Annotated in this window: 20 protein-coding genes and 2 pseudogenes; 14 read left to right on the forward strand and 8 right to left on the reverse strand. The window is 70.5% G+C overall.

Going from position 1 to position 25769, the window contains the following annotated elements; all coding sequences use genetic code 11:
- Positions 1–14: 14 nt before the first annotated feature.
- On the reverse strand, positions 15–443 hold the full coding sequence (locus PSC72_RS09970; protein WP_274325731.1) for a hypothetical protein: 429 nt from the start codon (positions 441–443) through the stop codon (positions 15–17).
- Positions 444–569: 126 nt separating this feature from the next.
- Between PSC72_RS09970 and PSC72_RS09975 the strand changes: the two genes are divergently transcribed.
- Together PSC72_RS09975 and PSC72_RS09980 are read left to right on the forward strand one after the other, a co-directional pair.
- Positions 570–1250 carry a class I SAM-dependent methyltransferase gene (locus PSC72_RS09975; protein ID WP_274325732.1) on the forward strand — a complete coding sequence of 227 codons (681 nt, stop codon included), beginning with the start codon at positions 570–572 and terminating at the stop codon, positions 1248–1250.
- Between the two features lie 89 nt (positions 1251–1339).
- Positions 1340–2419 carry an AI-2E family transporter gene (locus PSC72_RS09980; protein WP_274325733.1) on the forward strand — a complete coding sequence of 360 codons (1080 nt, stop codon included), beginning with the start codon at positions 1340–1342 and terminating at the stop codon, positions 2417–2419.
- A 15-nt stretch (positions 2420–2434) separates the two neighbouring features.
- Here the strand turns inward: PSC72_RS09980 and PSC72_RS09985 are convergent, their stop codons facing one another.
- Positions 2435–3280: a sulfurtransferase gene (locus tag PSC72_RS09985; RefSeq protein ID WP_274325734.1), complete on the reverse strand. Its 846-nt coding sequence runs from the start codon at positions 3278–3280 to the stop codon at positions 2435–2437.
- 301 nt (positions 3281–3581) lie between these two features.
- On the opposite strand from PSC72_RS09985, the gene PSC72_RS09990 reads away from it, so the two are divergent.
- Positions 3582–4436, forward strand: coding sequence for a sulfurtransferase (locus PSC72_RS09990; protein ID WP_274325735.1), 855 nt, complete (start codon positions 3582–3584; stop codon positions 4434–4436).
- Positions 4437–4547: 111 nt separating this feature from the next.
- Here PSC72_RS09990 and PSC72_RS09995 read toward each other — a convergent pair whose 3' ends face one another.
- Entirely contained in the window at positions 4548–5339 is a 792-nt protein-coding gene (locus tag PSC72_RS09995) for a hypothetical protein (RefSeq protein ID WP_274325736.1), read from the reverse strand.
- Between the two features lie 136 nt (positions 5340–5475).
- Here PSC72_RS09995 and PSC72_RS10000 point away from each other — a divergent pair, with 136 nt between their 5' ends.
- The 3 genes from PSC72_RS10000 (at position 5476) to PSC72_RS10010 (ending at position 8557) form a co-directional block, all read left to right on the forward strand.
- Positions 5476–6393 carry a DUF106 domain-containing protein gene (locus PSC72_RS10000; RefSeq protein ID WP_274325737.1) on the forward strand — a complete coding sequence of 306 codons (918 nt, stop codon included), beginning with the start codon at positions 5476–5478 and terminating at the stop codon, positions 6391–6393.
- 140 nt (positions 6394–6533) lie between these two features.
- Positions 6534–7154 (forward strand): rubrerythrin family protein, encoded by a 621-nt coding sequence (locus PSC72_RS10005; protein ID WP_274325738.1) that lies wholly within the window; start codon positions 6534–6536, stop codon positions 7152–7154.
- 116 nt (positions 7155–7270) lie between these two features.
- Positions 7271–8557, forward strand: a complete 1287-nt coding sequence (locus PSC72_RS10010; RefSeq protein WP_274325739.1) for a hypothetical protein — start codon at positions 7271–7273, stop codon at positions 8555–8557.
- 33 nt (positions 8558–8590) lie between these two features.
- Here the strand turns inward: PSC72_RS10010 and PSC72_RS10015 are convergent, their stop codons facing one another.
- Positions 8591–8905, reverse strand: coding sequence for a hypothetical protein (locus PSC72_RS10015; protein ID WP_274325740.1), 315 nt, complete (start codon positions 8903–8905; stop codon positions 8591–8593).
- Between the two features lie 623 nt (positions 8906–9528).
- Between PSC72_RS10015 and uvrB the strand changes: the two genes are divergently transcribed.
- Positions 9529–11595 carry an excinuclease ABC subunit UvrB gene (gene uvrB / locus PSC72_RS10020; protein WP_274325741.1) on the forward strand — a complete coding sequence of 689 codons (2067 nt, stop codon included), beginning with the start codon at positions 9529–9531 and terminating at the stop codon, positions 11593–11595.
- Between the two features lie 167 nt (positions 11596–11762).
- Here uvrB and PSC72_RS10025 read toward each other — a convergent pair whose 3' ends face one another.
- Positions 11763–13028: a hypothetical protein gene (locus PSC72_RS10025; protein WP_274325742.1), complete on the reverse strand. Its 1266-nt coding sequence runs from the start codon at positions 13026–13028 to the stop codon at positions 11763–11765.
- Positions 13029–13426: 398 nt separating this feature from the next.
- Here PSC72_RS10025 and PSC72_RS10030 point away from each other — a divergent pair, with 398 nt between their 5' ends.
- The 3 genes from PSC72_RS10030 (at position 13427) to PSC72_RS10040 (ending at position 18981) form a co-directional block, all read left to right on the forward strand.
- A complete protein-coding gene (locus PSC72_RS10030) occupies positions 13427–14494 on the forward strand; it encodes a phosphotransferase family protein (protein WP_274325743.1) in 1068 nt (355 codons plus the stop codon).
- A gap of 144 nt (positions 14495–14638) precedes the next feature.
- Positions 14639–16249 (forward strand): outer membrane protein assembly factor BamB family protein, encoded by a 1611-nt coding sequence (locus PSC72_RS10035; RefSeq protein WP_274325744.1) that lies wholly within the window; start codon positions 14639–14641, stop codon positions 16247–16249.
- 68 nt (positions 16250–16317) lie between these two features.
- On the forward strand, positions 16318–18981 hold the full coding sequence (locus PSC72_RS10040) for an outer membrane protein assembly factor BamB family protein (RefSeq protein WP_274325745.1): 2664 nt from the start codon (positions 16318–16320) through the stop codon (positions 18979–18981).
- 201 nt (positions 18982–19182) lie between these two features.
- On the opposite strand, the gene PSC72_RS10045 is transcribed toward PSC72_RS10040, so the two are convergent.
- Positions 19183–19851, reverse strand: a complete 669-nt coding sequence (locus PSC72_RS10045; RefSeq protein WP_274325746.1) for a helix-turn-helix domain-containing protein — start codon at positions 19849–19851, stop codon at positions 19183–19185.
- 81 nt (positions 19852–19932) lie between these two features.
- Here PSC72_RS10045 and PSC72_RS10050 point away from each other — a divergent pair, with 81 nt between their 5' ends.
- Positions 19933–20853 carry an alpha/beta fold hydrolase gene (locus tag PSC72_RS10050; protein ID WP_274325747.1) on the forward strand — a complete coding sequence of 307 codons (921 nt, stop codon included), beginning with the start codon at positions 19933–19935 and terminating at the stop codon, positions 20851–20853.
- 405 nt (positions 20854–21258) lie between these two features.
- On the opposite strand, the gene PSC72_RS10055 is transcribed toward PSC72_RS10050, so the two are convergent.
- Together PSC72_RS10055 and PSC72_RS10060 are read right to left on the reverse strand one after the other, a co-directional pair.
- Positions 21259–22581 (reverse strand): cobyrinic acid a,c-diamide synthase, encoded by a 1323-nt coding sequence (locus tag PSC72_RS10055; RefSeq protein WP_274325748.1) that lies wholly within the window; start codon positions 22579–22581, stop codon positions 21259–21261.
- Positions 22578–23363 carry a cobalt-precorrin-7 (C(5))-methyltransferase gene (locus tag PSC72_RS10060; protein WP_274325749.1) on the reverse strand — a complete coding sequence of 262 codons (786 nt, stop codon included), beginning with the start codon at positions 23361–23363 and terminating at the stop codon, positions 22578–22580. The genes PSC72_RS10055 and PSC72_RS10060 overlap by 4 nt, the downstream gene beginning before the upstream one ends.
- Before the next feature lie 155 nt (positions 23364–23518).
- Between PSC72_RS10060 and PSC72_RS10065 the strand changes: the two are divergent.
- The 3 genes and pseudogenes from PSC72_RS10065 to PSC72_RS10075 all read left to right on the forward strand — a co-directional run.
- Positions 23519–24328, forward strand: a pseudogene (locus tag PSC72_RS10065) (beta-galactosidase); the annotation flags it as partial.
- A gap of 116 nt (positions 24329–24444) precedes the next feature.
- A pseudogene (locus PSC72_RS10070) lies at positions 24445–24558 on the forward strand (beta-galactosidase); the annotation flags it as partial.
- A 60-nt stretch (positions 24559–24618) separates the two neighbouring features.
- Positions 24619–25464 (forward strand): beta-galactosidase, encoded by an 846-nt coding sequence (locus tag PSC72_RS10075; protein WP_274326161.1) that lies wholly within the window; start codon positions 24619–24621, stop codon positions 25462–25464.
- Positions 25465–25769: the final 305 nt, after the last annotated feature.

Consider the following 25769-nt stretch of genomic DNA (forward strand, 5'->3'; position numbering starts at 1 on the left):
TGGCGGCGGACGGGTCAGTTCGTCGCCGCCGCGCGCTGACCGCTCGCGGTCGAGGCCACCAGGTACGCCGCGGCGAACGAGGCGGCGAACAGCGGGAGGAAGTACAGTGCCTGCGTGATCGGGTCCGGCGGCGAGACGGTCGCACCGACCACGAAGGCGGTGACAACTGCCATCGCGTAGCTTCCTGCCACCCGCTCACGTCGGGTCGGTGGGGCGTCGCGCGGTCCGGCGTCGCCGCGGGCGAACCGCACGTACCAGTAGTGGACGGTCCCGACGGCGAGCTGCATGTAGATAAAGACGTCGAGCGTCGACGACCCCTTCGCCCGCGCTTCGCTGCGCGCCCAGTAGGCGAGTACGAATGGATTAGCGATGACGACGAGCGCGGTCAGCCCGACCGCGACCGCTACCAGCGGCCGCTCTACCAGCAGCGGGGGGAGTTGCACGGCCGGCTGTACCTCGCCGTCGGATATAGGTCTTCTCACCTCGTCGACATCACGGCCGTCGCGTCCGCTTCGGCGCAGGCCAGACGACACAGAACCGTTTTCATCGCGCCCGCCCACGCCTCGAACATGAGCGTCAGCGAGGAGTTCGACGAGTGGGCCCGGGACGGCCGCGACGAGGGCATGGAGGAGCGCCACTGGCACACCGCCAAACACGCGCTCTCGCGGATGCCCGTCGAGGAGGGCGAGACCGTCCTCGACCTCGGCTGCGGCAGCGGTTACGCCGGGCGCGCGCTCCGGGAGACCAACGACGCCGCGCGCACGTACGGCCTCGACGCCTCGCCGGAGATGGCCCGCAACGCCCGGTCGTACACCGACGACCCCCGCTCGGGCTTCCTGAACGGCGACTTCGAACACCTGCCGTTCGACGACGACAGCATCGACCACTGCTGGTCGATGGAGGCGTTCTTCTACGCCCGGGACCCGGACGCCGTGCTGGAGGAGCTAACCCGGGTGCTCCGGCCGGGCGGCACGTTCTACTGTGCGGTGAACTACTGGGAGGAGAGCGTTCACACCCACCGCTGGGAGGATCTGGTCGACGTGCCGATGATCCGCTGGACCGAACGGGAGTACCGCGAGCGGTTCCGCGCGGCCGGCTTCCACGTCGCCGGCCAGGACCGCATCCCCGACACGGAGACCGAGCTCCCGCCGGCGAACGAGTTCCCGATAGAGGGCTTCGAGACGCGCGAGGAGATGGTCGAGCGCTACCGCGAGCACGGCACGCTGCTGACCGTCGGCGTCGTCCCGTGAGTCCCGAGACGGACGATATCCGGGGTGAGCGCGGTCGCGTCGGCGAGCCCGTGCCAAACGTTTTGTAGGCATCGCACACACGGAGTGATATGGCATTGACGCGGCGCCAGCAGGTGCTGGGTGGGCTCTTCGTCGGGATCGGGCTCCTGACGCTCGGGATACTGTCACGGGTGCTCGGCACCGTCTTCTTCGCCATCACGGTGGCATACGTGCTCTACCCGGTACGGCGGGTCCTCGTCCGACGGGGCCTCCCCCGTCGTCTCGCCGCCGCCGGCGCGACCGCCGTCGGATTCCTGTTCGTCGTGCTCGTTCTCGCCCCCATCGTCTACGCCGTCTACATCCGGCAGTCGTTACTGTTCGGATTCTTCCGGTCGATACCGAGCGAACAACCGATCACGCTCTTCGGCATGACCTACGTGATCGACGTGAGCGCGCTGCTGACGCAGGCGCGGGAGGCGGTCCTCGACGTCGCCGTCAGCACTGCCAGCGCGGCGCCGGTCATCGCGCTCAAGGCGTTCCTGTTCGTCTTCCTCGTCTACGGTCTCCTCCTGCGACCCGGGAACGTCCGCCAGGCGATGCTGCGGCTCATCCCCGGCGAGTACCACGACGTCGTCCTCGCGCTGCACCGCTGCGTGCGTGACACGCTCTACGCGCTGTACGTCCTCCAGGCCGCGACGGCGCTGGGAACCTTCCTCGTCGCCTACGTCGTCTTCTGGCTGCTGGGCTACGAGGCGGCGTTCACGCTCGCCTTCTTCTCCGGGCTCCTCCAGTTCATCCCCGTCATCGGGCCGAGCCTGCTCATCGTCGCCGTCGCGGCCGGACAGGCCCTCGCCGGCGAGGTCACGGCCGCGCTCATCGTCACCATCGCCGGGCTCGTCCTGATCGGCTTCCTCCCGGACGCGCTCATCCGGCCGCGACTCGCCTCGATCACGACCGGGATGTCGGCCAGCCTCTACTTCGTCGGGTTCACCGGCGGGACGCTGAGCCTGGGGATCGTCGGCGTCATCGCCGGCCCGCTGATCGTCGCGCTGCTCGTCGAGATCGTCGACATCATCACCGACGAGCGCACCAGCATCCAGCAGACCATCGACGAGACCGTCCCGGAACCCGCCCCGGACCCCTCGGACGACCCACCGCCGGAACCGGCCGATCCCGCCGCCGACGACTGAGCGCTCAGCAGTCGCTCACTCGCCGGTCGCCAGTTCGCGGCCGGCGGCCTTCCACTCCGTGAGGCTCCCCTCGTAGAACGCGAGATCGGGGTAGCCGAGGTGTCGGAGGACGGTGTAGGTGTGGCTGATGCGCCGCGCGGTGTTGCAGTACAGGACCACTCGCCGGTCGGGGGTGATCCCCCGCTCGTCGAGGATCGCTTCTATCTCCTCGCGGGGCTTGAGCCCGCGCGTCTCGTCGTCGACGAGTTCGCGCCAGTCCAGTCGGACCGCGCCGGGGATGTGGCCTTCCTCGAACTCCCACGCCTCCCGCGTGTCGACGACGACGGTGTCGTCGTCTTCGGTGGCCGCGGCGACCTCCTCGATGCCGACGAGCGGCGTCTCCGCGGGCGGGTCAACCTCGTAGTCGGAGGGCGCGAACTCGGCCGTCTCGCTCGTCGTCTCGTGGTCGAGGCGCCACGCGGAGAAGTCGCCGTCGAGCAGGTGCAGTCGGTCGCGCGGGTGGCCGTAGAGCTCGGCAGTCACGAGAAAGCGGGCGGCGAACACGCCGTGGGTGTCGTCGTACGCGACGATCCGGTCGTCCCCGTCGATCCCCGCCTCGCTCATCAGGTCGGCGAAGACGTCTGCGCCGGGTAACATCCCCTGGTCGTCGCCCGCTCCGCTCGTTCCGGCGGCTGTTTCGTCGCCGTCGTCCGCTCCGTCTTCGGCGGCGTGGGCGTCGGCGCGGAACGAGTCGAACGGAGCGTTCACCGCGCCGGGGACGTGCCCGATGCCCTCGAACTCCCAGGCGTCGCGTACGTCGACGATCCGGACCTCGTCGAGCCGGTCCGCGACCCACTCGGCCGAGACCACGATCTCACTCATGTCCCCGTGTCGGGCGAGGAGCCGCTTGAAGATGTCTGTCCCGGCCGCTCGGAGGTAGTGGCAAGTATGTCCGCATGAATCGATCACCGACTCCGACATAAACCCCGCCCGGTCGCCGGTGGTCGCCCACCGGTCGAAGCCGTCAGTCGGTCCGGTCGGTCGACTGCGAGCCCAATAGAGAGACCGTGAGAACGATAGACACGGCCATCTCCGGCAACACTCTCCGCTATAGTCGTCAAGGGGCGGGTCATGCCGAAAGTCCTAGGTGTATATAGTTGGTAGACTTACGGTTCTATGAATCATGAGCGACTACGCCAAAGACGTACTCGTCACCGCGGACTGGGTGGAAGAGCACCTGGACGAGTTCCAGAGCGACGATTCGGACTATCGACTGGTCGAGGTCGACGTGGACACCGAGCTGTACGACGAGAGCCACGCGCCGGGCGCCGTCGGCTGGAACTGGGAGACGGACCTCCAGGACCAGGTCGAGCGCGACATCCTCGACAAGGAGGACTTCGAGGCCCTGCTGGGCTCGGCGGGCATCAGCGAGGACACGACGGTCGTCCTCTACGGTGACAACGCCAACTGGTTCGCGGCCTACACCTACTGGCAGTTCAAGTACTACGGCCACGACGACGTGCGCCTGCTCGACGGCGGCCGCGACTACTGGGTCGAGAACGACTACCCGCTGACCGACGAGGTCCCCGAGTTCTCCGCGGTCGAGTACAACGCCTCCGGCCCGCGCGAGTCCATCCGCGCCTACCGCGACGACGTCGAGAACGCCGTCGAGAAGGGCCTGCCGCTCGTCGACGTCCGCTCGCCCGAGGAGTTCTCCGGCGAGGTCCTGGCGCCGCCGGGACTCCAGGAGACCGCCCAGCGCGGCGGCCACGTCCCGGGCGCCAGCAACATCTCGTGGGCCGCCGTCACGAACGACGACGGCACCTTCAAGGACGCCGACGAGATCGAGGAGCTCTACGCCGAGGAAGGCATCGACGGCGACGAGACGACCGTCGCCTACTGCCGCATCGGCGAGCGCTCGTCGGTCGCCTGGTTCGCCCTGCACGAGCTGCTGGGCTACGACGACGCCATCAACTACGACGGCTCCTGGACCGAGTGGGGCAACCTCGTGGGCGCCCCCATCGAGAAGGGCGAATAGGCGTAGTTTCCCCGCCGACCGGGACAGCCGGCGGGATACCGTTCGACACTCGCGTTTTTTCGACGCCGATCCCACAGCGGCGAGTCCGCCGCACGATTCCGGCGCGTCCCGCTACATCGACTGGCTGAGGACGTAGCGCCTGCTCGCGTCGTCGGTGTCCTGCACGACCGCAAGCGGTCCGCCGGGGACGACCTGCAGCGTGACCGGGCCGGTGAGCGTCCGCGCGATGGCGGCCAGCCCGTCGCCGTAGCGGTTCTCGCAGTCCGGCCCCTCGACGGTCCCGGGGAGCGCTCCGTCGCCGCGCATCAGGTCGCCGACGACCGAGAGCCGGAACTCGCCGTCCGCGACGACCACGGGGACCGTCTCGTCGCCGACGATGTCGGTCGCGTCGACGAGGCGTTCGAGCGTCTCCCCCGTCGTCTCGACGCGCGTCGGCGCGGCCGTCCCCTCGTAGACGAAGCGGCCGTCCTCGAAGGCGTCCGGCCGCCCGGTCGAGAAGTCCGGGTCGACGGTGTCGCTGGGGAGCGGGCTGATCTCCACGCTGTCGTCGCCGCCCTCCAGTCGGATCGCGCGGGCGATCCCCTCGTCGGCGTCGCCCAGCAGCGCGACCGCGAGGTCACCGCCGTCGACCCAGTCGAGCCACCGGAGCGTGGCGCCGGTCCCCAGCGCGGCGAGACAGGGCTCGTCCGGCCCGGCGAACGAGTCGAAGAAGGCGGCGTCGTAGCGCGCGCAGAAGGTCGGTTCGGCGCCGCCGGTCGGCGTCGCCGCCTCGAGGCCGGCGCCGGTGACCGACAGCCGGACCAGCGGATAGAACGGGTCGTCGGCGTCGGTCGTCAGCGTCGTTTCCCGGACGAGCCGACGGAGCCGCTCGGGCGGCCCGCGAAGCGTCGCGAGTCTGTCCATGCACCCCGTTTGGAGGGGCCCGATTGTAACTGCCAGTGGTGGAGGGCCGCGTCGTCCCGGCGGCGGCCGCGATGGACGGCACGGCGACGTGACGGTCGACGAGAAGATTCATAGGTCGAGACCGATACGTCAACGCATGGAGGACTCGCTTCGCGAAGCGCTCGAATCCGACGACGCGCTCGGGGACGCCGCCGTGGTCGTCCTCGACCGCGCGGAGTCGGGCGACGGCACTATCGCGTGGGTGGACGTGAGCGACGCCGTGCCGGCCGAACAGTGGGGTCGACTGCTCGAACGCGAGGTGGTCGTGGCGACCGAGGGCGGGTTCGTCGTCGACGACCCCGACGCCGTGCGAGCGGCGGTCGGCGACCGCGACCCCGCGGAGGCGACCGTCGACGGAGACACCGCCGCTGGCGACGAGAGCGACGGCTGGTCGACGGCCGACAAACTGGCGGGCGTCGCCGCGCTGAGCCTGATGGCCAGCTACCAGGTGCCGATGGCGCGGGACGCCGTCGGGAGCACGGCCCACCTCCTGTTCGGGCCGGTCGAGGCGGTGCTGCCGTTCGGTGCGACCGTCGCGTTGCTGGCCGTCGCGACGACGGTCGTCTCGACGACGCTCCGCCGCCGCCTGACCGACGGGAACCCCCAGGAGCGACTCAAAGCCCGGATGGACACCGTGTCGGAGCGACTCGACGCCGCCCGCGAGCGCGGCGACGACGATGCCGTCGAGCGACTGCAGTCGCGCCAGCAGGAGCTGATGCTGGAGCAGCTGGGCGCGCTGAAGCAGATGCTCCGCCCGATGGTGTACGCGATGCTCGTCACGATTCCGGTGTTCCTGTGGATCACGTGGCTCACCGCCAACCCCGCCGCGGCGATCACGCCGGCGGCCCAGGTGCTCCCGCTGGCCGGCCGCGTCGTCTGGACGGCGCGGCTGGTCGGCCCGATCCAGGTCTGGACGGCCTGGTACATCGCCTGCTCGGTCCTGTCGGGCCTCGCGGGCAAGCGCGTCGCGAAGCGGGTCGACCCCGTCGTGGCGGACTACCGGTCGGCGTTCTGACAGACGACTAGCCGCCCGTTTCGCGGCCGTCTCTCTCACCTTTCGACGAACTGTCGCGTGGGCTGGCCCGCGCCTGACGTGGATTTCGCGATAGCGACCGAGACGATGGTTACAAGCCGCGGCCGTCCGACCCTCCGGACATGGATTCACAGGAGTTCGTCGAGACGGTCCGCGACGAGGCGGCCACGCCGCTCTCGCGGCTCGGCTCCTCGAAAGCGCTGTTCGCCGACACCGCGGGCGAGATGGAGGACGACGCCGTCCTGCAGGCAGCGGCCGACCGCGCGCACTTCGCGGCCGAGCGCTTCGACGCGTGGGCCGACGAGGAGAGCGAGGCCGTCGCCGAACTGTTCGCCGACGCGGCCGAGACCGAACGCGACCACTCGGAGGCCGCCGCCGACGAGCGCGGCGATTACGACCCCGGCGAGGCCCCCGCCGTCCAGGAGCACCTCGCCGGCGTCGAGGGGACGCCCGAGCGCCTCGGCGCGTTCGTCGGCTGGGCGCTCGCGGCCGGGAACAACGCGGACCAGGTCGTCGGGTACTTCGTCGGCCAGGCCAGTCCGAGAACGGCGAGCACGTTCCGCGCCTTCGGCGACGACTACGACGAGTACGTCGAGACGGCGAGCGACCTGCTGGCGGACGTCTGCGACGACGAGACGTGGGCGGACGCCGTCGATGCCGCCACCGCGACGATCGAAGCCGACTACGAGGACTACTTCGAGACGCTGGAATCGCTCGGCGTCAACCCGAAGCCGGTCTGTTAGCCGCCGCGGACGGGAAGCGCCGGCACTCCGGCGGCCGACGCCGGCCGCGGCGAGATTGCCGGCCGAATCTGTTCGGATGAGTAACTATTTTTACGGCGGGAGTCCACGAGGAGCGTGTGCGACGGGTCCTGGCGTTGGCGGTGCTGGGGATCGTCATCGTCGCGGGCGTCGGGGCGCTGGGGGCGAAGACGGTAGACGCCCGCGACCACGTCACCACACCGCCGGACAGTTCGACCGACGAGACCACCCCGCTGGGGGACGGGGCGCAGAGCGACGCGCTTCTCGACAAACTCGACGAGTTCGTCTTCGCCTCGCAGTCCAACGGGAGCGGCCCGGGGGTCGCGTCCGAGACGAACGGCGGGGCGGCGACCGAGACGCCCGCCGAAACGGACAGCCCCGGGCCACCGCCCGACGTGCCCGCGGACGCGAACGGTAGCTCGGACGCGCCCGACGCCGACGACGACGGGCTATCGAACGCGAAAGAGCGGGATATCGGGACCGGGCTCTTCGATGCGGACTCCGACGGCGACGGCCTCGAAGACGGCCGCGAGTGGTCGATCGGCACCGACCCGCTGGATCCCGACACCGACGGCGACGGCGTCTCGGACGGGAAAGAGGTCAGGCGCGGCACCAGCCCGCGGTCGATCGACGCCGACGCCGACGGGCTGACCGACGAGCGCGAACTCGACCTGGGGACCGACCCCTTCGAGCACGACACCGACGGCGACGGCCTCGGCGACTGGCGGGAAGTCAAGCTGGGGACGGACCCGGCGGACCCGGACACCGACGGGGACAGGCTCCTCGACGGCTGGGAGCACCGTCAGGTGACGACCGACGGAGCGGCCCTCCCCGGGAGCGACCCGCTCGCGATGGACGTGTACGTGCAGGTCGACTACGCCGGCGGCGTCGAGACCCAGTCCGAGGAGTTCTACCACCGGGTCGAGGCCGCGTTCGCGGAGATGCCCGTCCAGCGGACCAACCAGACCGGTATCGACGTTCACCTCCGGGAGGGCGGCCACATCAACGAGACGGTCGTCTACACCGGCGACAACTTCTGGTCGCTCAAGGGCGAACTCTACCGCGACCGTCTGGGGCCGCGAGCGGGACTCTACCACCACGTCGTCGTGACCGACTTCGCCACCGACGAAGTGGGCTACGGCGAAGTCGGCGGTCGCTTCTCCGTCGTCGACGCGGGAGCCACGGAGGGGACCAAGCGGCACGTGATCGTCCACGAACTCCTCCACAACGTCGTCGGCCGCATCGACGCGCCGGGCGCCTGCGAGAGCGACCCGCACCACTACTGCGACGGCGGGTGGCTCACGCCCCGCATCACACCCGGCGAGAACGAGTACCTGCCCGAGCCGATCGGCGCGGAGATCGAACGCCAGGGGTTACAACCCTGAGCCACCGGTCGCGGCCGAGCGCGGACGGGGGGCCTACTTCGGCGGCCGCGTGGGCTGGGGCCGAGTGGTCGCCCCCGGCTGCTGATTCTGCTGTGTCTGCTGATTCTGCTGATTCTGCTGATTCTGCTGATTCTGCTGGGGCGGTGCCAGTCCGACCTGCGGCGTGACGCCCTTGGGAAGCACGTACCACAGGCGGTCGTGCGGCACGAACCCGACCTGCTGTGGGTCCTCCGTCTCGTAGCGCTCTCGATCGCGCTGTTCTTCCGTTCCGTAGAGGACGAGTCCGTAGTCGTTGGCCTCGTATCTGGCGCACTCGAAGACGGTCCCGTCGGTACAGTAAACGTGCATTGCGCCCGTGCTAGGGGCGCGATCCGGTTGAACCTGCTGTCGAGAGCGGTCGCGTTCGGTTCGTGTGCGAACTGAGTAGTTGATTCTGGTGAATGAGTGGTGAATAGAAGTGGATCGACAGTGACCGCGGGGGACAGCACGCGATGAAAGCCCTCGGCGCGCTCGCTCACGGGTCGCTTCGCTCCCCGTTCGCAATCGAGGGCTCCCTTCGGTCGCCCTCGCCCTCGCACTCGCGGTCGCTGCGCGGGATATCCTCACTTCGTTCGGATAGTGCCCGCGCAGGCGACTCCGCTCACTCCGTTCGCCGCGAGCCCGCCTCGCCCTTTCAGTCCCCCAGGAAGACGGCAACCGCCCAGCACCGCGCCTCACGCCTCCCCAGCCGATTCGCTCCCTGCGGTCGCTCATCCCTCGCACGGCTACTGTCGCGAGACGAGACTCGCGACAGCGCGCGCCACCGCGATCGGTGCTTCTGCTGGCTGTAGTGAACGCCGTCGCGCTAGTGTCTCCGAGCAGGCGCACCCCTCAAGTCGCTCGCGGGTCGTCGCACTCCCCGCTCGCGTTTTCGTGGCCCTCGCTTCGCTCGGACCACGCTCCTCAAGTCGCTGGGGCCCTACCTCCGGGTAATGAGCGACACCGAGGGCCCCCTCTCCCCGGACAGACCGGAGGCGGAGAGCGAGTTCCGCGTCGACGCGCCCTTCGAACCGGCGGGCGACCAGCCCGACGCCATCCGGCAACTCGCCGACGGCTACCGGCAGGGCATGGACGAGCAGACCCTGCTCGGCGTGACCGGGTCGGGCAAGACCAACACCGTCTCCTGGGTCGTAGAGGAGATCCAGAAACCGACGCTCGTCATCGCCCACAACAAGACGCTCGCGGCGCAGCTCTACGAGGAGTTCCGCGAGCTGTTCCCCGACAACGCCGTCGAATACTTCGTCAGCTACTACGACTACTATCAGCCGGAGGCCTACGTCGAGCAGACCGACAAGTACATCGAGAAAGACGCCTCCATCAACGACGAGATCGACAAGCTGCGCCACTCGGCGACCCGCTCGCTGCTGACCCGCGACGACGTCATCGTCGTCGCCTCGGTTTCGGCCATCTACGGGCTCGGCGACCCGCAGAACTACGTCGACATGAGCCTCGAACTCGAAGTGGGCCAGCAGATCGACCGCGACGAGGTGCTCTCGCGGCTCGTCGACCTGAACTACGAGCGCAACGACGTCGACTTCACGCAGGGCACCTTCCGCGTCCGCGGCGACACCTTGGAGATATTCCCGATGTACGGCCGCTACGCCGTCCGCGTGGAGTTCTGGGGCGACGAGATCGACCGCATGCTCAAGGTCGACCCCCTGGAGGGCGAGGTGAAATCCACCGAGCCCGCGGTCCTGCTGCACCCGGCGGAGCACTACTCGATCCCGGAAGACCGGCTCCAGCGGGCAATCGCGGAGATCGAGGACCTGAAAGAGGAACGGGTGCGGTACTTCGAGCGCAACGGCGACCACGTCGCCGCCCAGCGCATCGACGAGCGGACCACCTTCGACCTGGAGATGATGCGCGAGACCGGCTACTGCTCGGGCATCGAGAACTACTCCGTCCACCTCTCCGAACGCGACTCGGGCGACCCGCCGTACACCCTGCTCGACTACTTCCCCGACGACTTCCTCACCGTCATCGACGAGTCCCACCAGACGATCCCCCAGATCAAGGGCCAGTTCGCCGGCGACCGCTCGCGCAAGGAGTCGCTGATCGACAACGGGTTCCGCCTCCCGACGGCCTACGACAACCGCCCGCTCACCTTCGAGGAGTTCGAGGAGAAGACCGACAAGACCCTCTACGTGAGCGCGACGCCCGCCGACTACGAGCGCGAGCACAGCGACCAGATCGTCGAACAGATCGTCCGCCCCACGCACCTCGTCGACCCCGCGGTCGAGGTCTCGCCCGCCGAGGGGCAGATCGACGACCTCATGGACCGGATCGACGACCGCGTCGAGCGCGACGAGCGCGTCCTCGTCACCACGCTCACCAAGCGCATGGCCGAGGACCTCACCGAGTACCTCGAAGAGGCGGGCGTCGCCGTCGAGTACATGCACGACGAGACCGACACCCTGGAGCGCCACGAACTCATCCGCTCGCTCCGCCTCGGCGAGATCGACGTCCTCGTCGGGATCAACCTGCTCCGCGAGGGCCTGGACATCCCCGAAGTTTCCCTGGTCGCCATCCTCGACGCCGACCAGGAGGGGTTCCTCCGCTCGGAGACCACCCTCGTCCAGACGATGGGTCGGGCCGCCCGCAACGTCAACGGCGAGGTCGTCCTCTACGCCGACGACCCCAGCGACGCCATGGAGTCGGCCATCGCGGAGACCAACCGCCGCCGCCGCATCCAGGAGGAGTACAACGAGGAACACGGCTTCGAGCCCACCACCATCGAGAAGGAGATCGGCGAGTCCTCCCTGCCCGGCTCGAAGACCGAGACCGAGGGCGCCTCCTCGCTCGACCCCGACGACGACGAGGAGGCCGCCCGCGCCATCGAGCGCCTCGAAGAGCGCATGCAGGAAGCCGCCGACAACCTCGAGTTCGAACTCGCCGCCGACATCCGCGACCGCATCCACCAGCTCCGCGAGGAGTACGACCTGGCCGGCGGCGACGGCGAGGAGGGCGTCGTCCCCGAGCCCGTGACCGAGGACTTCTAAACCATCTAGTTTCCATCTTTTTCCGCCGGGGGTGTCCTCGGTCGCCTGCGGCGACCTGCGGGCACCCCCGACGCAAAAACATGGGTGAAAAAGCGCGGGCTCACTGCGTTCGCCCGCGTGAACCGCCTCGCTTCGCTCGGCGGACGGTCTCTCAGCCGAACGCCGGTTTATCCGACTGATACCGCCACCTCTCCCGCCTCCGTCACCCGGACGGTGATCTTCGAGACGCCGTCTTCGACGGTTATCGTCTCTGTGACGGCCGCTCCGTCGTCCGCGGTCACCTCGACAGTGTACGTCGACCGCTTGGCCAGCAGTCCGGCGCGGCGAGCCTTGTCGTACCCCGCTCGGGTCTCGAACGTCTCGGAGAAGACCGTCCGGTCGCCGTCGCGGATGTCCACGGTCAGCCGGTGGGCGCTCTCGGAGCGGTCGAGGACCCACAGATCGACCGGGTCGGACAGGTTCTCGTCCGGGTTCGACGACTCGTAGGGGTAGCCGTCCGTCTCACAGCCCGTGGCGGTCGGGTCGTCGACGCCACCGGATCGATGGGTGACCGAGACCGACCCGTCGCCGGCCGCGCCGGCGAGCACGTCTCCGGGGGGATCGCTCGACAGCGAGAGCGCCTCCGCGACGGACTCGCCGTCGGCGCGGACCGAGACTCGCCACTCGCCGGGCAGCGCGAAGACCCCGGCGAAGCGGCGGCTCTCTGCCGGAGAGAGCGCGATCGATTCCCGCAGGAAGAGGTCGCCGTCGTACGTGACGTCCAGGTCGAACGCGCGCTCCGCGCAGTCGCGGTTCCCGACGACGAGGTCGCCCGGGGAATCGAAGGCGGACGTCGCATCGTAGACGGTCGCGGTGGCGAACCGGTCCGGGTCGCCGTACTGCGGGGCGACGGTCGCGCGCGCGCCCCGGACCGCCGCGCCGTCGGTCGCCACCCGTACGAGCAGTGTATCTGTCGTCACGTCTGACGTCGCTCCCTCGCCGGGATAACCGCCGTCGACGGCCAGGACGCCCCCCTCGAGGGCCACCCCGCGGAGTTCGAGATCCGGATGGGACGAACTCTGCCGGTCGTGGAGGACGAGGGCGGCCTCGCTCGCGAAGTCCGTCTCCCTGAGGAACGCTCGGGCCTCCGCGTTCCCGAAGCGGCCCGTCGGGAACGACGCCGCGTGGCCGTCGCCGGTCAGGAGCGCCAGGTAGTACGTCGCCACGTCGCGTTGCGGAAAGGACGCGTCGACCCGGTGGAGCTCGTCGGCGTGGTTGAACGCCAGTGTCGCGACCGCTTCCGCCGACCCCGACTCCGTCCCCGTTCGAGTTCCCGGCGGTCGGTCGGTAGCGGTCGGACCGGCGCTCGCCGGATCGGCGTCGACACAGCCCGCGGTCGCGCCGAGGAGACCGGCCCCGAGGGCCAGGAACCCGCGACGCGTTCGGTCGCACATAGCTCCGGATATGCGAGCGCGGTATAGGCGCTTTGTGGTGGTTCAAGCCTGCGTTTCACGGTTCTGGATTCGCAGACCGCGGCAGCCGGCCCGGTTCCAGCCCTGGGCGCAGACTCGCCTCGCCTTGTTAAACCATCTCATGCCAACGGAACTGTTTTCCCGGGACCGTTCGAACCGCCGGCAATGAACGCCGACCGCTGACCGGGCCGGGGACGCCGTGACGCTGCCAGCAGTGCCGACCAGCGTGTCGTCCTCCGCTCCGGTCGCCGCCGGCCGCAGGGTCACTCTCCGTTCGGCCGGCGACCTTCTCCACACCCGATCCGCGGCCGTCAGTCCGTCCAATCCAGTTCCGGACGGACGCGTGCGCAGACCGATTCCACAGCGATACGACACCACACATGAGCGATCGAACGATCCCCGACGCACAGATCACCGAACTCGTCGAGCGCGTCGAACCGACCTGGCGCGTCGAAGACGCCACCCCGGCCGAAGACGGCCACCACGTCGTCTACTTCCTCGACGTCGCGACGCCCGAGGGGACTCGGGAGGTCGTCCTCAAGGGGACTCCTTCCGGCCAGTCATCGTCGTGCGACGACGAAGCCCGGCTGCTCGCCGTCCTCGACGACCACACCGACCTCCCGGTTCCGGAGGTGCTCGGCGCGGTCGACGACGCCGACGGCCTGCCGACGCCGGCGTTCCTCGCGACCGCGCTCCCCGGTGGAAACTACAGCCGCACCGCCCTCGTGGAGTTCTCGACGGAGCGAGTCCGCGAACTGGCCCGCTCGACCGGCCGACTGTTGGCCGAACTCCACCGACTGGACGCGGTCGACGCCTACGGGTTCGTCGGCGTCGCCGCCGACGAGCGCCTCGACGGCGGGCGGCCGAGCGCTGATCTCGACCAGATAGTCGTTCACGACCCCACCGAGTCGTGGACCGACTACCTCCGCGGCGAGGTCGAACGGCTCGACGACCACCTCGCAGACACGCGATTCGCGGATCTCCGCCGGACCGTACTCTCGGCGGTCGGCGCCCGGATCGACGACCTCGCCGGCGAGTTCGACCCGGTCCTCGCCCGCGTCGACCAGTCGCTCGACAACTCGCTGGTCGACCCCGACACGGGGCGGGTGACGGGGCTGCTCGACTGGGAGTTCTGCGTCGCCGCGACGCCCGCCTACGACCTCGCGTTCGTCGAATACACGCTCGTCGGCGGCCACTGGCGGCTCCTCCCGGAGGGACCCGACCACCGCGCGGCGATCCGCGAGGCGCTGGTGGAGGGATACGGGGCGGCCGGCCCGGACCACGTCGTCGAGCAGTTCCGCGCGAACCGCGAGTGCTACGCGCCGCTCGTCCGCGCCCACGAGATGGCGAACTTCGCGGCCTGGTTCGACGGCGTCGGCGCCGACTTCGACCACCGCCGCGACGAGGCCGCTCGTCGGCTCCGGGCTGAGATCGACCGGATCGCCTGAACGAGGGCGCCGCTCGCCCGCTTCCAGCGCCCTGCTAACGGAAAGTTATTTCCCGAGAGTCGACAGTTACCCCCGTATGGAACGGGCACAGGGCACGCAGCGGCGTATCGCCGATAGAACGGGCGGATCCGACGGAGGGGACGCATGACCGACGACGGGTCGACGAACAGGCGGCGCTTCCTGGGCGCTCTCGCAGGTGGGCTCGCGGGCGCCGGACTCGTCGGCGGCGTCGCGGCGGGGTCCGACGGGTCGAGGGCGGGAGACGGCGGGACCGCGCTCGGCGGCGCCGCCGACAGCGGGTCCGTGGCGACGACGCACACCGAGTGGCCGATGTTCGGGCAGAACGCCCAGCATCGAGGGGCCACGAACGACCGGGCGCCCAAAGACGGCGTCGAGATCGGCTGGCAGAGCGACCGCACGGCGACGACCGCGGCGGCGAAGAAGAACAACCGGCTCGTCTTCGGGACGAGCGAGGGCGTCGTGGCCCTCGGGACGGCCGACGGCGAGGAGCAGTGGACCTTCGAGACGGAGACGCCGGTCGGCGGGTGCCCGGCGTTTTTCGACAACGAGGTCTTCGTCGGCACCGAGGGCGGCACGATGTACGCCCTGAACGCGTCGACGGGCGACGAGGCGTGGGCGAACGAGGTCGACGCCGGGCTGACGGCCGCGCCGTCGATCACCACCGGTACCAGCGACACCGAGGTCCACGCCGGCACCGACGCGGGCTACGTCTACGAGTTCGACCCCGTTCGCGGTCGCCAGAACTGGCGGTTCGACGGGGCCGACGCGGCGATCTCCGGGGCCGTGGCGGCCTCGCCCGGAACCGAGACGGCCTACGCGCCCGCGGAGTCGGGGACGGTGTACGGAATCGACATCGAGACCGGCCGCGAGCGGTGGTCGACGGACCTCCACGAGCCGGTTCGCGGGTCGGTCGCCGTCGACGGCAACTACCTGTACGTCGGGACCGACGACGGGACGGTCTACGGGCTGGACTCGCGCAACGGGAGCCAGCGCTGGACGTTCGACGCCGACGGGGCCGTCTCCGCGACGCCGGCCTTCGAGCGTCGGCGCGCCTACGTCGGCACGGAAGCCGGCACGCTGTACGCGCTGGGCGACGAGAGCGGCGACGAGATCTGGCAGGCGGACGTGAAGGGAACGGTTACCTCCGCGCCGGCGGTCGCGGACAACGGCGTCTTCGTCCCCACCGAGGAGGGGCAGGTCGTCGGGTTCGACCGGCAGGGCAACGAACTGTGGCGCGCGCAGCTGTCCGTCGGCGCGCCGGCGCTGGCCGTCTCGAATTCGGTCTACGCCGTCGGCGACGGCGTCACGGCCGTCGACGAGGGCAACCAGACGACCGTCACGGTCGAGACGCCGACTCCGACGCCGACGGCGACCCCGACTGCCACCGCGACGCCGACGGCGACGCCCTCGCCGACTCCGACCGCAACCCAGACACCGACGGCGACGTCCACGCCGACCTCGACCGCAACTCGGACGCCGACGGCGACCCCGACCCCCGACCCGACTCTGACGCCGACGGCGACTCAGACCGACGCACCGACCGCGACGGCGACGGCGGTGCCCGCCGACGGGGAGGACGGTGACGACCCCGCGACGACCAGCGGCGACGGCGCGCTGCCGGCCTGGGCGGCCCTCGCCGGCATCGGCGGGCTGGCGGCGCTGGGGGTTCGAGGCGGCGGAACTGACGGGGTCGGCGGGACCGACGACGGGCCGACCGACGACGACGGGCACTGACCGGCGGCTGCGGCCGTGCGACAAGATATTTGACGGCCCGGGTCGACCACCCGGCAGAGGTCCGTTGGATGGACAATACGACCCCGCACTCAGACACTGCCCGTCTCGCTCCGACGCGGCGGCGATTCCTCGCCGGACTGACGGCGAGCGGCGTCGCCGGTTCGGCGCTCGTCGCCTCCGCTTCCGGTGAGCGAGGCGCGCTCTCCACTCGCGACGGCATCGACGCGTCGAGCAACGAATGGCCGATGCACGCCTACGACGCCGCGAACACCGGGTACAGCGGCGCCAAGGCCCCGAACACGGGAATCGCGGTCAGGTGGGACAGGGCGATAGACGCGACGGGAGAACCGACGTTCGACAGCACAAACGCGTACGTCCGGAGCGGGGACGGGAGTCTCTACGCGCTCGACCGCGCGACGGGCGAGACCAGGTGGCGCTACGAGACGGATTCGGCCGACGACACGCCGACGGCGGCGGCCGTCAGCGACGGGACGGCGTTCATGGACGACGGCGAGGCGGTGCTCGCCGTCAGGACCGGGTCCCAGCGACAGTTCTGGCGCACCGAACTCGACGGCAGCGTCTCGGCGCCGGTGACGGTGAGCGGGGACCGCGTACTCGCCGCGACTGAGGCCGGGACGGTCTACTCGCTCAGCCGCGACGCCGGCAGCGAGCGCTGGACGTTCGACGCCGGCGATAGCGTCGCCGCGGCGCCGGCCTACGGGGGGAGCCGCGTGTTCGTCGCAGCTACCGACGGTACCGTCACCGCGCGCGACGCGCAGAGCGGCAACGGCCGCTGGGAGTTCAGCACCGACGGGCCGATCGAAGACGTGACACCCGTCGTCAAGGGGGATCGCGTCTTCGTCGGCGACGCCGACGGCGTCGTCTACGCGCTCGACAAGACCGACGGCCAGGTCCGCTGGCGGATCGACCTGGAGAGCGCCGTCGTCGGCGGTCCCAGTACAGCGACGAACACGCTGTTCGTCCCGACGGCAGACGGGCGGCTTCACGCGCTCAACACGAGCGAGGGCAGCGAGCGATGGACGACGGACATCGGGGCGGCGGCGAGTCGGAAGCCGGCCGTCACCGACGACGCCGTCTACGTCCCGACGGCGAACGACGACGTCTACGCCTACTCGCGGACCAAGGGCACCGAGCTCTGGCGGGCGGAACTGCCGGTCGACGACCCCGCCCTGTCCGTTGTCGACGGGCTGGTCGCCGTCGTCGGCGGCCTGTACGTCGGTCTCGAACAGGGGTCACAGACCGAGATCACCCGTGACTCGTTCGACGCGGTCTCGACCCGGTGGACGTACGAGACCGACGGGACCGCGACCGGGTCGCCGGCGCTGACCGGCGACGCGCTCTACGTCGTCGACGACGCCGACGCCTGTTACGCCCTCTCGCCGACCGAAGGGGAACGGCTGTGGCGATACGAGGCCGACACCGGCCTGACCGGCCCCGCGGTCGACGCCGACGGCGTCTACGTCGGCGGTGCCGACGGCACCGTCCGCGCCCTGTCCGCGGACGACGGGAGCGAACGGTGGACCGCCGAGACCGACGACCCGGTCACCGCAGCGCCGGTCCGCCGCGGGGACCTCGTCATCGCCCTCGACAAGCGGGGACGACTCTACGCGCTCGACCGGAGCGACGGGTCACAGCGCTGGAGCGGCAACGTCGACAGCGGCGGAACCAGCCCGGCCGTCGGGGGCGACCGCGTCTTCGCGAGTTCGCCCAGCGGGGTCGTCTCCGCGTTCGACGCGACGAGCGGGGACGAGCTGTGGGGGTTCCGCGCGAGCAGCACCGTCGCCGAACCGGCCGCCGACGACGAGACGGTCTACGTCGGCGACCGGAACGGGCGGTTCTACGCGCTGACCGCCAAGAAGGGCGAGAAGCGCTGGTCGACGGAGCTGAACTCGGCCGTCAGGGCCGCGCCGACAGTCGCCGGCGACACCATCTTCGTCGGGACCGTCGACGGGCGGCTCCACGCGTACGACCTCGAGGGCAAGCGGCGCTGGACCGCCGACGCCGGCGAGTCCGTCCGCGCCAAGCCGGGCGTCGCGGGGGACCTCGTCACCGTCGGGAGCGAAGACGAGAGCATGTACGCCTTCGACGCGGCGTCGGGCGAAAAGCGGTGGTCGTACGACACCGCGTCGCCTGTCCGGTCGACCGCGGCGTTCGGCAACGATTCGGTCTACGTCGCGAGCGCGGAGGTCGCGTCGCTCGACCCGCCCGGCGCGGTCCAGACGCCGACGCCGAGCGCGACACCGGCGGACACTCCCACGCCGACCCGGACGCCGACTGACACGCCGGGCACCACGGCGACGGCGACGCCGACCGATACGCCCGACGGGACGACCCCGACCGCGACGCCGACGACGACCGCAGGAGAGTCTCCTCCGACCGCGACGCCGACGACGACCGCGACGTCGACAGCCGGAACCGGGACGTCCCAACCCACCTCGCCGTCCGGGACCGACGGAACGGCTGTCCCGACCGGAACGGCGACGTCCACGCCGACCGCGACGCCGACGACCGATCCGGGCGGAAACGGCGGCGGAGGCGGACCCCTGGACGGCGTCACCGGCGGGTGGGTCCCGTACGCGGGCGCAGGCGCCGTTGCGGCCGTCGTCGCCGTCGGCGCGCTCGTCAAACGGTTCGCCGGCGGCGGATCGTCCGGCGGCAAGCAGGCGGACGCGCTGGACTGGGGCGGCGGCCTCGACGACGACGACAGGTAGCCGACCGACCGTTTTTCGCGACCTCGCGAGCGCCGAGCGACCGCTGTCCCCGCCGGACGTACCGCTATTCGATATCGCGAATACGGGTTTATCACAGAGTCGGCCGAGCTGACTGGGAACGAGAGGGAAACACAGTGATTCCGGATAAGACGCACCGTGCGTACAAAAATCATCGATTTCGACGCGTTGGAGTGAGCGCGATTAGCGGGACGGGGGCGCGGCGCGATCCGACCCGCCGACGAACGCGGTCAGGACGGTCGATTCGGCCCGCCGGAGGAGTTCGCCGGCAGTGCTCGGCGAACAGTCGAGTTCGGCCGCCACGTCGGCGACCGAGCCCGAGCGGGGCACGTCGTAGTACCCGACGGCGACGGCGACTTCGAGCGCTTCTCGCCGGCGGTCGGTCAGCGCCGCTGGCGCGGACCACTGTCGGAACGCACGCACCCGGCGGAGTTCGGTCGGGAACAGGTCGGCGAGATCGGCGTAAAACTCCCCCAGCGCGTCCGACTCGCCGACGGCGTCGAACCGGACGACGCCGCTATCCTCGAAGCCCAGCGGCGGGACGAAGACCACCCGCGACGCGGCGACGAGGTCCATCACCGGGTCGGGGAGTTCGTAGTCGGTCTGACGGACGAAGGCGTAGGTCCCCCCGTCGGCCGCCACGAGGTGCGTCCGAGTGGTCGATTCGACGGCCGCGAGCACGTCTTCGACGGCCGACGGCGCCGCGTCGAACCAGGTGAGCGTCGTCACCTCGGCGGTCGGCCCCCATATCAGCAGTTCGGCCCGCGAGACCGGACCGCCCTCCATCATCCGTCGGTGAAACGGGTGGGCCGCCTCCTCCGGATAGGTCGTCTCGAACGTGGCCTGGCGCATCGACTGCACTCTCGGCACCCATATAAAAGACCGCACTGATCCGGGACAGCGTTCTGGCGGCCGGCGTGCGTTCGATCGGGTATGGGTCGTGCGCGGGCGGTCAGCGGGGAACGCACAGATGGATCCGGGGCGCAACGGGAGCGACCGATCCACCCGGAACGGGTCGAGTCCGTCGAATACGGGCCCGAGGAGCGGAGGCTGTCCTACGCGGAGTACGGCGACCCGAGCGGTGAACCGGTCGTCGTCCTTCACGGGACGCCGGGATCGCGGCTTCTGGGGGCGCTCTTCGACGAAGACGCGCGAGACCGGTGCGTTCGGGTTCTGGCACCCGATAGACCGGGGTTCGGGCGGTCCGCGGACTGGTCCGGGAGACGGCCGATCGACGCGGGCGCCTGGTTCGAAGCGCTCCTGGCGGACGCCGACGTCTCGACGGCGCCCGTGGCGGCGTTCTCCGGCGGGTCGGCTGACGGCCTGGCGCTGGCCGCGACGCGCGGCGATCTCGTCGACCGCCTCGACCTCGTCTCCGGCGCCGTACCGCCGTCGATCGCTCGTGGGACGCCCCGACTCCAGCGGACGCTGGGCCGAGTCGCTGTCCGGACACCGCGACTCCTCGGGGCCGCGCTGCGCGGGCAAACGTCGATAGCGGCGCGTGGTTCGCCGTCGACAGTCGTCGGCCAGTACACGGACGAACCGGGCGAGATCCGGGCGTCGACGGCCGAACTGGTGCGCCGCGACTTCGTCGAGAGCTGCACGCGGTCGCGCAACGGGGCGGTGACGGAACTCTCGTGGGTCGTCGAGGGGTGGGGGTTCGACGTCCGTGACGTCGACTGTCCGGTGACGCTGTGGCACGGGGACCGCGACGCGAACGTGCCGGTCGCCGACGCGTCGCGACTCCGCGACCGACTGTCGAACGGGCAGTTGACGCGGCTGGACGCCGATCACCTGACGGCGCTGTCGGCGAGTCGATCCCGGATCCTCGACCGCGTCGCGCCCCGAGATTGAATGGGGGGCCGGCCGACGCGTCGATATGGTCGACCGAGCGCACCAGACGGCGGTCGTCGAGGGTCACCGCATGCACTACATCGCGGCGGGCGACCGCGGCGCGGATCCCGGAGAGCGAGTTTCACCTTCTCAGCGAGTGTGCCCACTGGGCGCCGCGAGAACGCCCCCGCGTCGTCGTCGACCTGATCCGCGAGTTCGTGCCGGAGTAGCGCCGAGACCGATCGAGGTGAGAGGTTCGCCGCTTCGACGGACAGGTTTTCGTCCGTCACGGCTTTTTCGGACGGTTTTCGACAGTCCGCGACGCCTGCCGGTCTGTCGTCGACAGGCTCCAGTAAACCCCATGCCGCGATATAAAATCCGGGGTGCGACGGCCACCCCGGAACCGAGTGAAGTCGCGAAAAACAGCTACAGCGATGCCAGAAACGCGTCGAACGCGCCGCTCTCGGGGTGGCAGTGGCAGTAGGTGCCGAGCGTCCGGTACTCGGTGAGGCCGTCGCTGCCGTCGGCGATGCCGTCGCCGCGTTCCACGTCGAAGGCGAAGCGGGCGTCGGCGGCGGGGTCGGCCGTCGAGTAGTGGAACTCGTGGCCCCGACGCGTCTCCCCGGCCGACGCAGTGAGGGCGTCGCGCCTGGCCCGGAGTTCGACGTGGTCGAGCGCCTGGTAGCGGTCGTGCATCTGCACGTCCGCGGGGAGGATCCCGGCCATCTCGTGGGTCTCACCGTCGGTCGTGGTGAGCGACTCCGAGAGCGCCATCAGGCCGCCGCACTCCCCGAAGACGGGCAGACCGTCGGCGGCGCGGTCGGCCAGCGAGGAGAGCGCCGGGCTGTGGGCCAGCGCGGCGGCGTGGCGCTCGGGGTACCCGCCCGGCAGGTACACCCCGTCGCAGTCGGGCAGGTCGTCGCCGCTTGCGGGTTCGAACGGTACCACGTCGGCCCGTTCGGCCAGGCGTTCCAGCGTCGCCGGATAGACGAAACAGAACGCCTCGTCGCGGGCGACGGCGACGCGCGGGCCGTCGACGTCGGCTGTCTCCCTCGCCGTCCGGCGATCGACGTCCGTCGGCTCCGGTTCGGGCGGCGTCCGTGCGACGTCGCGCAATCTATCGGTGCGGAGATGGTCAGCGGCGGCGTCAAGCGCGTCGGAATCGAGCGGCGCCTCCTCGCCCATGTGGAGTCCGAGGTGCCGGTCCGGGATCTCCAGGTCGTCGCGGGGCGCGATTCGGCCGAAGTAGGTGATGTCGTCGGGCAGCGCCCCGCGGATCCCCTCGGCGTGGCGGCCGCCGTGGGCGCGCTGGGCGACGACGCCGGCCACCTCGACGTCGCGGTCCGCGGTGTCGGCGTACTCGCGGAAGCCCAGCGCCGTCGCGGCGACACTCTCCATCCCGGCGCTGGCGTCGACGACGAGGACGACCGGGAGGTCGAGCGCCTCGGCGACCATCGCCGTGCTCGACCCGTCGCCGTCGTACAGCCCCATGACGCCCTCGACGACGCAGACGTCGCCCTCGCCGCGGTGGTAGTTGCGGCGGAGGCCGTCCTCGCCCTGGAGCCAGCGGTCGAGCGTTCGCGATGGGGTCCCGGCCACCTGCTCGTGGTGGCTCGGGTCGATGAAGTCCGGGCCGGCCTTCGCCGGCTGGACGGCCAACCCTTCGCGCTCCAGCGCGCGGACGACTGCGAGCGTCGCCACCGTCTTGCCGACGCCGGAACTCGTGCCCCCGAGGACGAACCCCTTCACGGCGGCCCCCCCGGGCTATCGGCGTCGGCCCGCACGACCAGTACGGAGAGGTCCGAGAACGGCGTGTCGTCGGGGTCGGAGCCGCCGGCGTGCGTCGCCAGCTCGTCGAGGGTGGTCTCCGTGACGGCCTCGTCATCGTGCGTCAGCCGCTCGTAGACCAGCGCGGGCAGCGACTCGGGTGCGCCGGCGTCGAGCAGGTCGGCGGCGATATCGCCGGGCATCACGTCGTAGGGCCGGGGGAGGACCAGCAAGTGGCGGTCGCCGACGGCGGCGCGGAGGCGCTCGCGGTCCGCGGCGAGGTCGCCGCGCTTGTGGAGCGTGACGAACGTCGAGTCCTCCATGGGCGTGCGGGCGCGGCTCGCGGCGATCTGGAGCGAGGAGATGCCCGGAACGACGCGGACGGGTCGGTCGACCGCGGCCTGGACGCGCCCGAGGAACTGGTAGCCCGAGAAGTTGGGATCGCCCATCAGGACCGCCGTGCCCGCGGCGCCGTCGGCGACGCGCTCGGCGAACGCGGCGAGGGTCTCGTCCTCGTCGTCGTAGCCGCACGCGAAGGCGTCTCCGTCGATCCGGTCGCCGACGAAGTCGACGACGGTCTCGAAGCCGACGACGGCGTCGGCCTCGCGGATCGCCCGCTCGCCGCGGGGTGTGAGGTAGTCGAGGTTCCCGGGGCCGATGCCGACGGCGTAGACGGGGTCGTCTTCGCCGGGTCGCTCGGGGGTCGCGGCTGCGACGGCCTCGGGCGGCAGTTCGTCGACGTCGAGGTCAGATGTGTCGGTCACGCGTTGTCACGGTCCACGGCGAGCGGCGGGTTGACTGTTCCGGACCAGGGGAACTGTTTTGGCGGTGCCCGTCGACTCCGCACGCCATGAACATCGGCGTCTGTTACTTCCCGGAGCACTGGCCCCGGGAGCAGTGGGAGGAGCAAGTCACACAGATGGCAGAAGCGGGCATCGAGTACGTCCGCATGGGCGAGTTCGCGTGGTCGCGCTACGAGCCCGAACCGGGCGTCTACGACCTCGAGTGGCTCGCCGAGGCCGTCGACCTGATCGGCGACCACGGCATGAAGGCGGTCCTCTGTACGCCCACCGCCACCCCGCCGAAGTGGCTCAGCGACGAACATCCGAGCATCCTGCGCGAGACGGCCGACGGGACGACGGAGGGGTTCGGTAGTCGCCGCCAGTACTGTTTCAACTCGCCGGTGTACCGGCGGGAGAGCGCGCGCATCGTCGAGCGCATGGCCGAGCGGTTCGCCGGCCACGACGCCGTCGCCGGCTGGCAGACCGACAACGAGTACGGCTGCCACGGCACGACGCGGTGTTACTGTGACGACTGCGCCACCTCCTTCCGCGAGTGGCTCCGCGAGCGCTACGACGACATCGACGACCTCAACGAGTCGTGGGGCAACGCCTTCTGGAGCCAGGAGTACACCGGCTTCCACGAGGTCGACCCGCCCCGGTCGACCCCCGCCGGGCACCACCCCGCACGGCTGCTCGACTACTACCGGTTCTGTAGCGACAGCGTCGTCGAGTTCAACCGCAAGCAGGTCGAGATACTCCGCGCGGCGGACGACGACTGGTTCGTCACCCACAACGACATGTCCCTGTTCGGCGGGTACGACGCCTACGACCTCGGCGAGGACCTCGATTTCCTCTCGTGGGACTCCTACCCGACGGGCCACGTCCAGCACGCCCGCGGCGAGGACGCGACGGCCGACGACCTCCGCGCCGGCGACCCGGACGTCGTCGGCCTCGACCACGCGATCTACCGGGACGCCGCCGACGGCGACTTCTGGGTGATGGAGCAACAGCCCCGGCGGCGTCAACTGGCCGCCCCACCCGACCCAGCCCCGGCGAGGGCGCGATGGCGCTCTGGGCGCACTACGCCAGCGCCTACGGCGCCGAGACGGTGTCGTATTTCCGCTGGCAGCGCTGCGACATGGGCCAGGAGCAGTACCACGCTGGCCTGCGCAACCAGGACGGCTCGCCCGACCGCGGGTATCACGACGCCGTCCGCGCGGCCGGGGAACTGGACGAGTTGTCGGACCAGACTGACGGCGAGAGTGACAACGGCGCCCGCGTCGCCCTGCTCCACGACTACGAGAACCTCTGGGGGCTGGACATCGAACCGGCCTCCGTCGACTTCGACTACTGGGACCACCTGCTGACCTACTACGCGGCGCTGCGCCGCCACGGCGCGGAGGTCGACGTGCTCCCGACCGACGCCGACCTCGGCGGCTACGACGCCGTCGTGGGCCCGACGCTCTACTTCGCCGACGAGGATCTGGCGGACAGCCTCGACTCGTTCGCCCGCGACGGCGGCGAGGTGCTGGTGACGGTCCGCTCCGGGGTGAAGAACGAACACAATCGGCTCCGCCCGACGCTGCCCGGACCGCTCGGCGACCTCGCGGGCGCGACCGTCGAGCAGTACGAGGGGTACCGCGGCGACGCCGACCCCGAAGTCGAGTACCGCGGCGAGACCTACGCGTTCCGGACCTGGGGCGAGTGGCTCGACGCGGACGCCGCGGAGGCCGTCGCGACCCACGAGACGGGTCCTGCAGCGGGGACCGCGGCCATCACCCGCAACGAGCGCGGCGACGGCGCCGTCACCTACCTCGGCGTCTGGCCGGAGGAACCGCTCGCCGACGCCGTCGTCGGCGACTTCCTGGACGACGCCGGGGTTCCCACTGCCGGGCCGCTCCCCGACGGCGTCCGCCTGGCGCGGCGGGGCGGCCTGACCTGGGTTGCGAACTTCACGAGCGACTCCGTGCGCGCCGACGCGCCCGCGGACGCGACGTGGCACCTCGGCGACGGTGACATCGAGAAGTTCGACGTCGCCGTGACCGACGCCCCGCTCGCCGACGTGAGCGTCGACGCGGAGTGAGGCGGGGGTTTCGGCGGCGTCACAGGAGTTGTGGCGCGCGCTGTCGCGCCCTTCGTGGCGCGACGAAGTCGTGCGAGGGATGAGCATCGCAGCGAACGCAGTGAGCGAGAAGCGCAATCGGTTGGGGAGGTGTGAGGCGCAGTGTTGTGCGGCCGCGGTTCTGCTGTCCCTGGCGGACTGAAAGGGCGAGACTCGCTCGCGCCAGCGGAGAGTCGCCTGAGCGGGCACTATCCGAGCGCAGCGAGGATATCCCGCTTGGTTCGAGAGACGCCTACGGCGTCTCTCGTCATCCCGAAAATCTTCGA

It is taken from the genome of Halosimplex aquaticum (assembly GCF_028747785.1).
Lineage (GTDB): Archaea > Halobacteriota > Halobacteria > Halobacteriales > Haloarculaceae > Halosimplex > Halosimplex aquaticum.

What these genes read in the sequence shown, in the direction of transcription:
- PSC72_RS09975 (WP_274325732.1), top strand. Translation starts at nt 570, where the DNA reads ATGAGCGTCAGCGAGGAGTTCGACGAGTGGGCCCGGGACGGCCGCGAC.
- PSC72_RS09980 (WP_274325733.1), top strand. Translation starts at nt 1,340, where the DNA reads ATGGCATTGACGCGGCGCCAGCAGGTGCTGGGTGGGCTCTTCGTCGGG.
- PSC72_RS09985 (WP_274325734.1), bottom strand. Translation starts at nt 3,280, where the DNA reads ATGAGTGAGATCGTGGTCTCGGCCGAGTGGGTCGCGGACCGGCTCGAC.
- PSC72_RS09990 (WP_274325735.1), top strand. Translation starts at nt 3,582, where the DNA reads ATGAGCGACTACGCCAAAGACGTACTCGTCACCGCGGACTGGGTGGAA.
- PSC72_RS09995 (WP_274325736.1), bottom strand. Translation starts at nt 5,339, where the DNA reads ATGGACAGACTCGCGACGCTTCGCGGGCCGCCCGAGCGGCTCCGTCGG.
- PSC72_RS10000 (WP_274325737.1), top strand. Translation starts at nt 5,476, where the DNA reads ATGGAGGACTCGCTTCGCGAAGCGCTCGAATCCGACGACGCGCTCGGG.
- PSC72_RS10005 (WP_274325738.1), top strand. Translation starts at nt 6,534, where the DNA reads ATGGATTCACAGGAGTTCGTCGAGACGGTCCGCGACGAGGCGGCCACG.
- PSC72_RS10015 (WP_274325740.1), bottom strand. Translation starts at nt 8,905, where the DNA reads ATGCACGTTTACTGTACCGACGGGACCGTCTTCGAGTGCGCCAGATAC.
- uvrB (WP_274325741.1), top strand. Translation starts at nt 9,529, where the DNA reads ATGAGCGACACCGAGGGCCCCCTCTCCCCGGACAGACCGGAGGCGGAG.
- PSC72_RS10025 (WP_274325742.1), bottom strand. Translation starts at nt 13,028, where the DNA reads ATGTGCGACCGAACGCGTCGCGGGTTCCTGGCCCTCGGGGCCGGTCTC.
- PSC72_RS10030 (WP_274325743.1), top strand. Translation starts at nt 13,427, where the DNA reads ATGAGCGATCGAACGATCCCCGACGCACAGATCACCGAACTCGTCGAG.
- PSC72_RS10035 (WP_274325744.1), top strand. Translation starts at nt 14,639, where the DNA reads ATGACCGACGACGGGTCGACGAACAGGCGGCGCTTCCTGGGCGCTCTC.
- PSC72_RS10040 (WP_274325745.1), top strand. Translation starts at nt 16,318, where the DNA reads ATGGACAATACGACCCCGCACTCAGACACTGCCCGTCTCGCTCCGACG.
- PSC72_RS10045 (WP_274325746.1), bottom strand. Translation starts at nt 19,851, where the DNA reads ATGCGCCAGGCCACGTTCGAGACGACCTATCCGGAGGAGGCGGCCCAC.
- PSC72_RS10050 (WP_274325747.1), top strand. Translation starts at nt 19,933, where the DNA reads ATGGGTCGTGCGCGGGCGGTCAGCGGGGAACGCACAGATGGATCCGGG.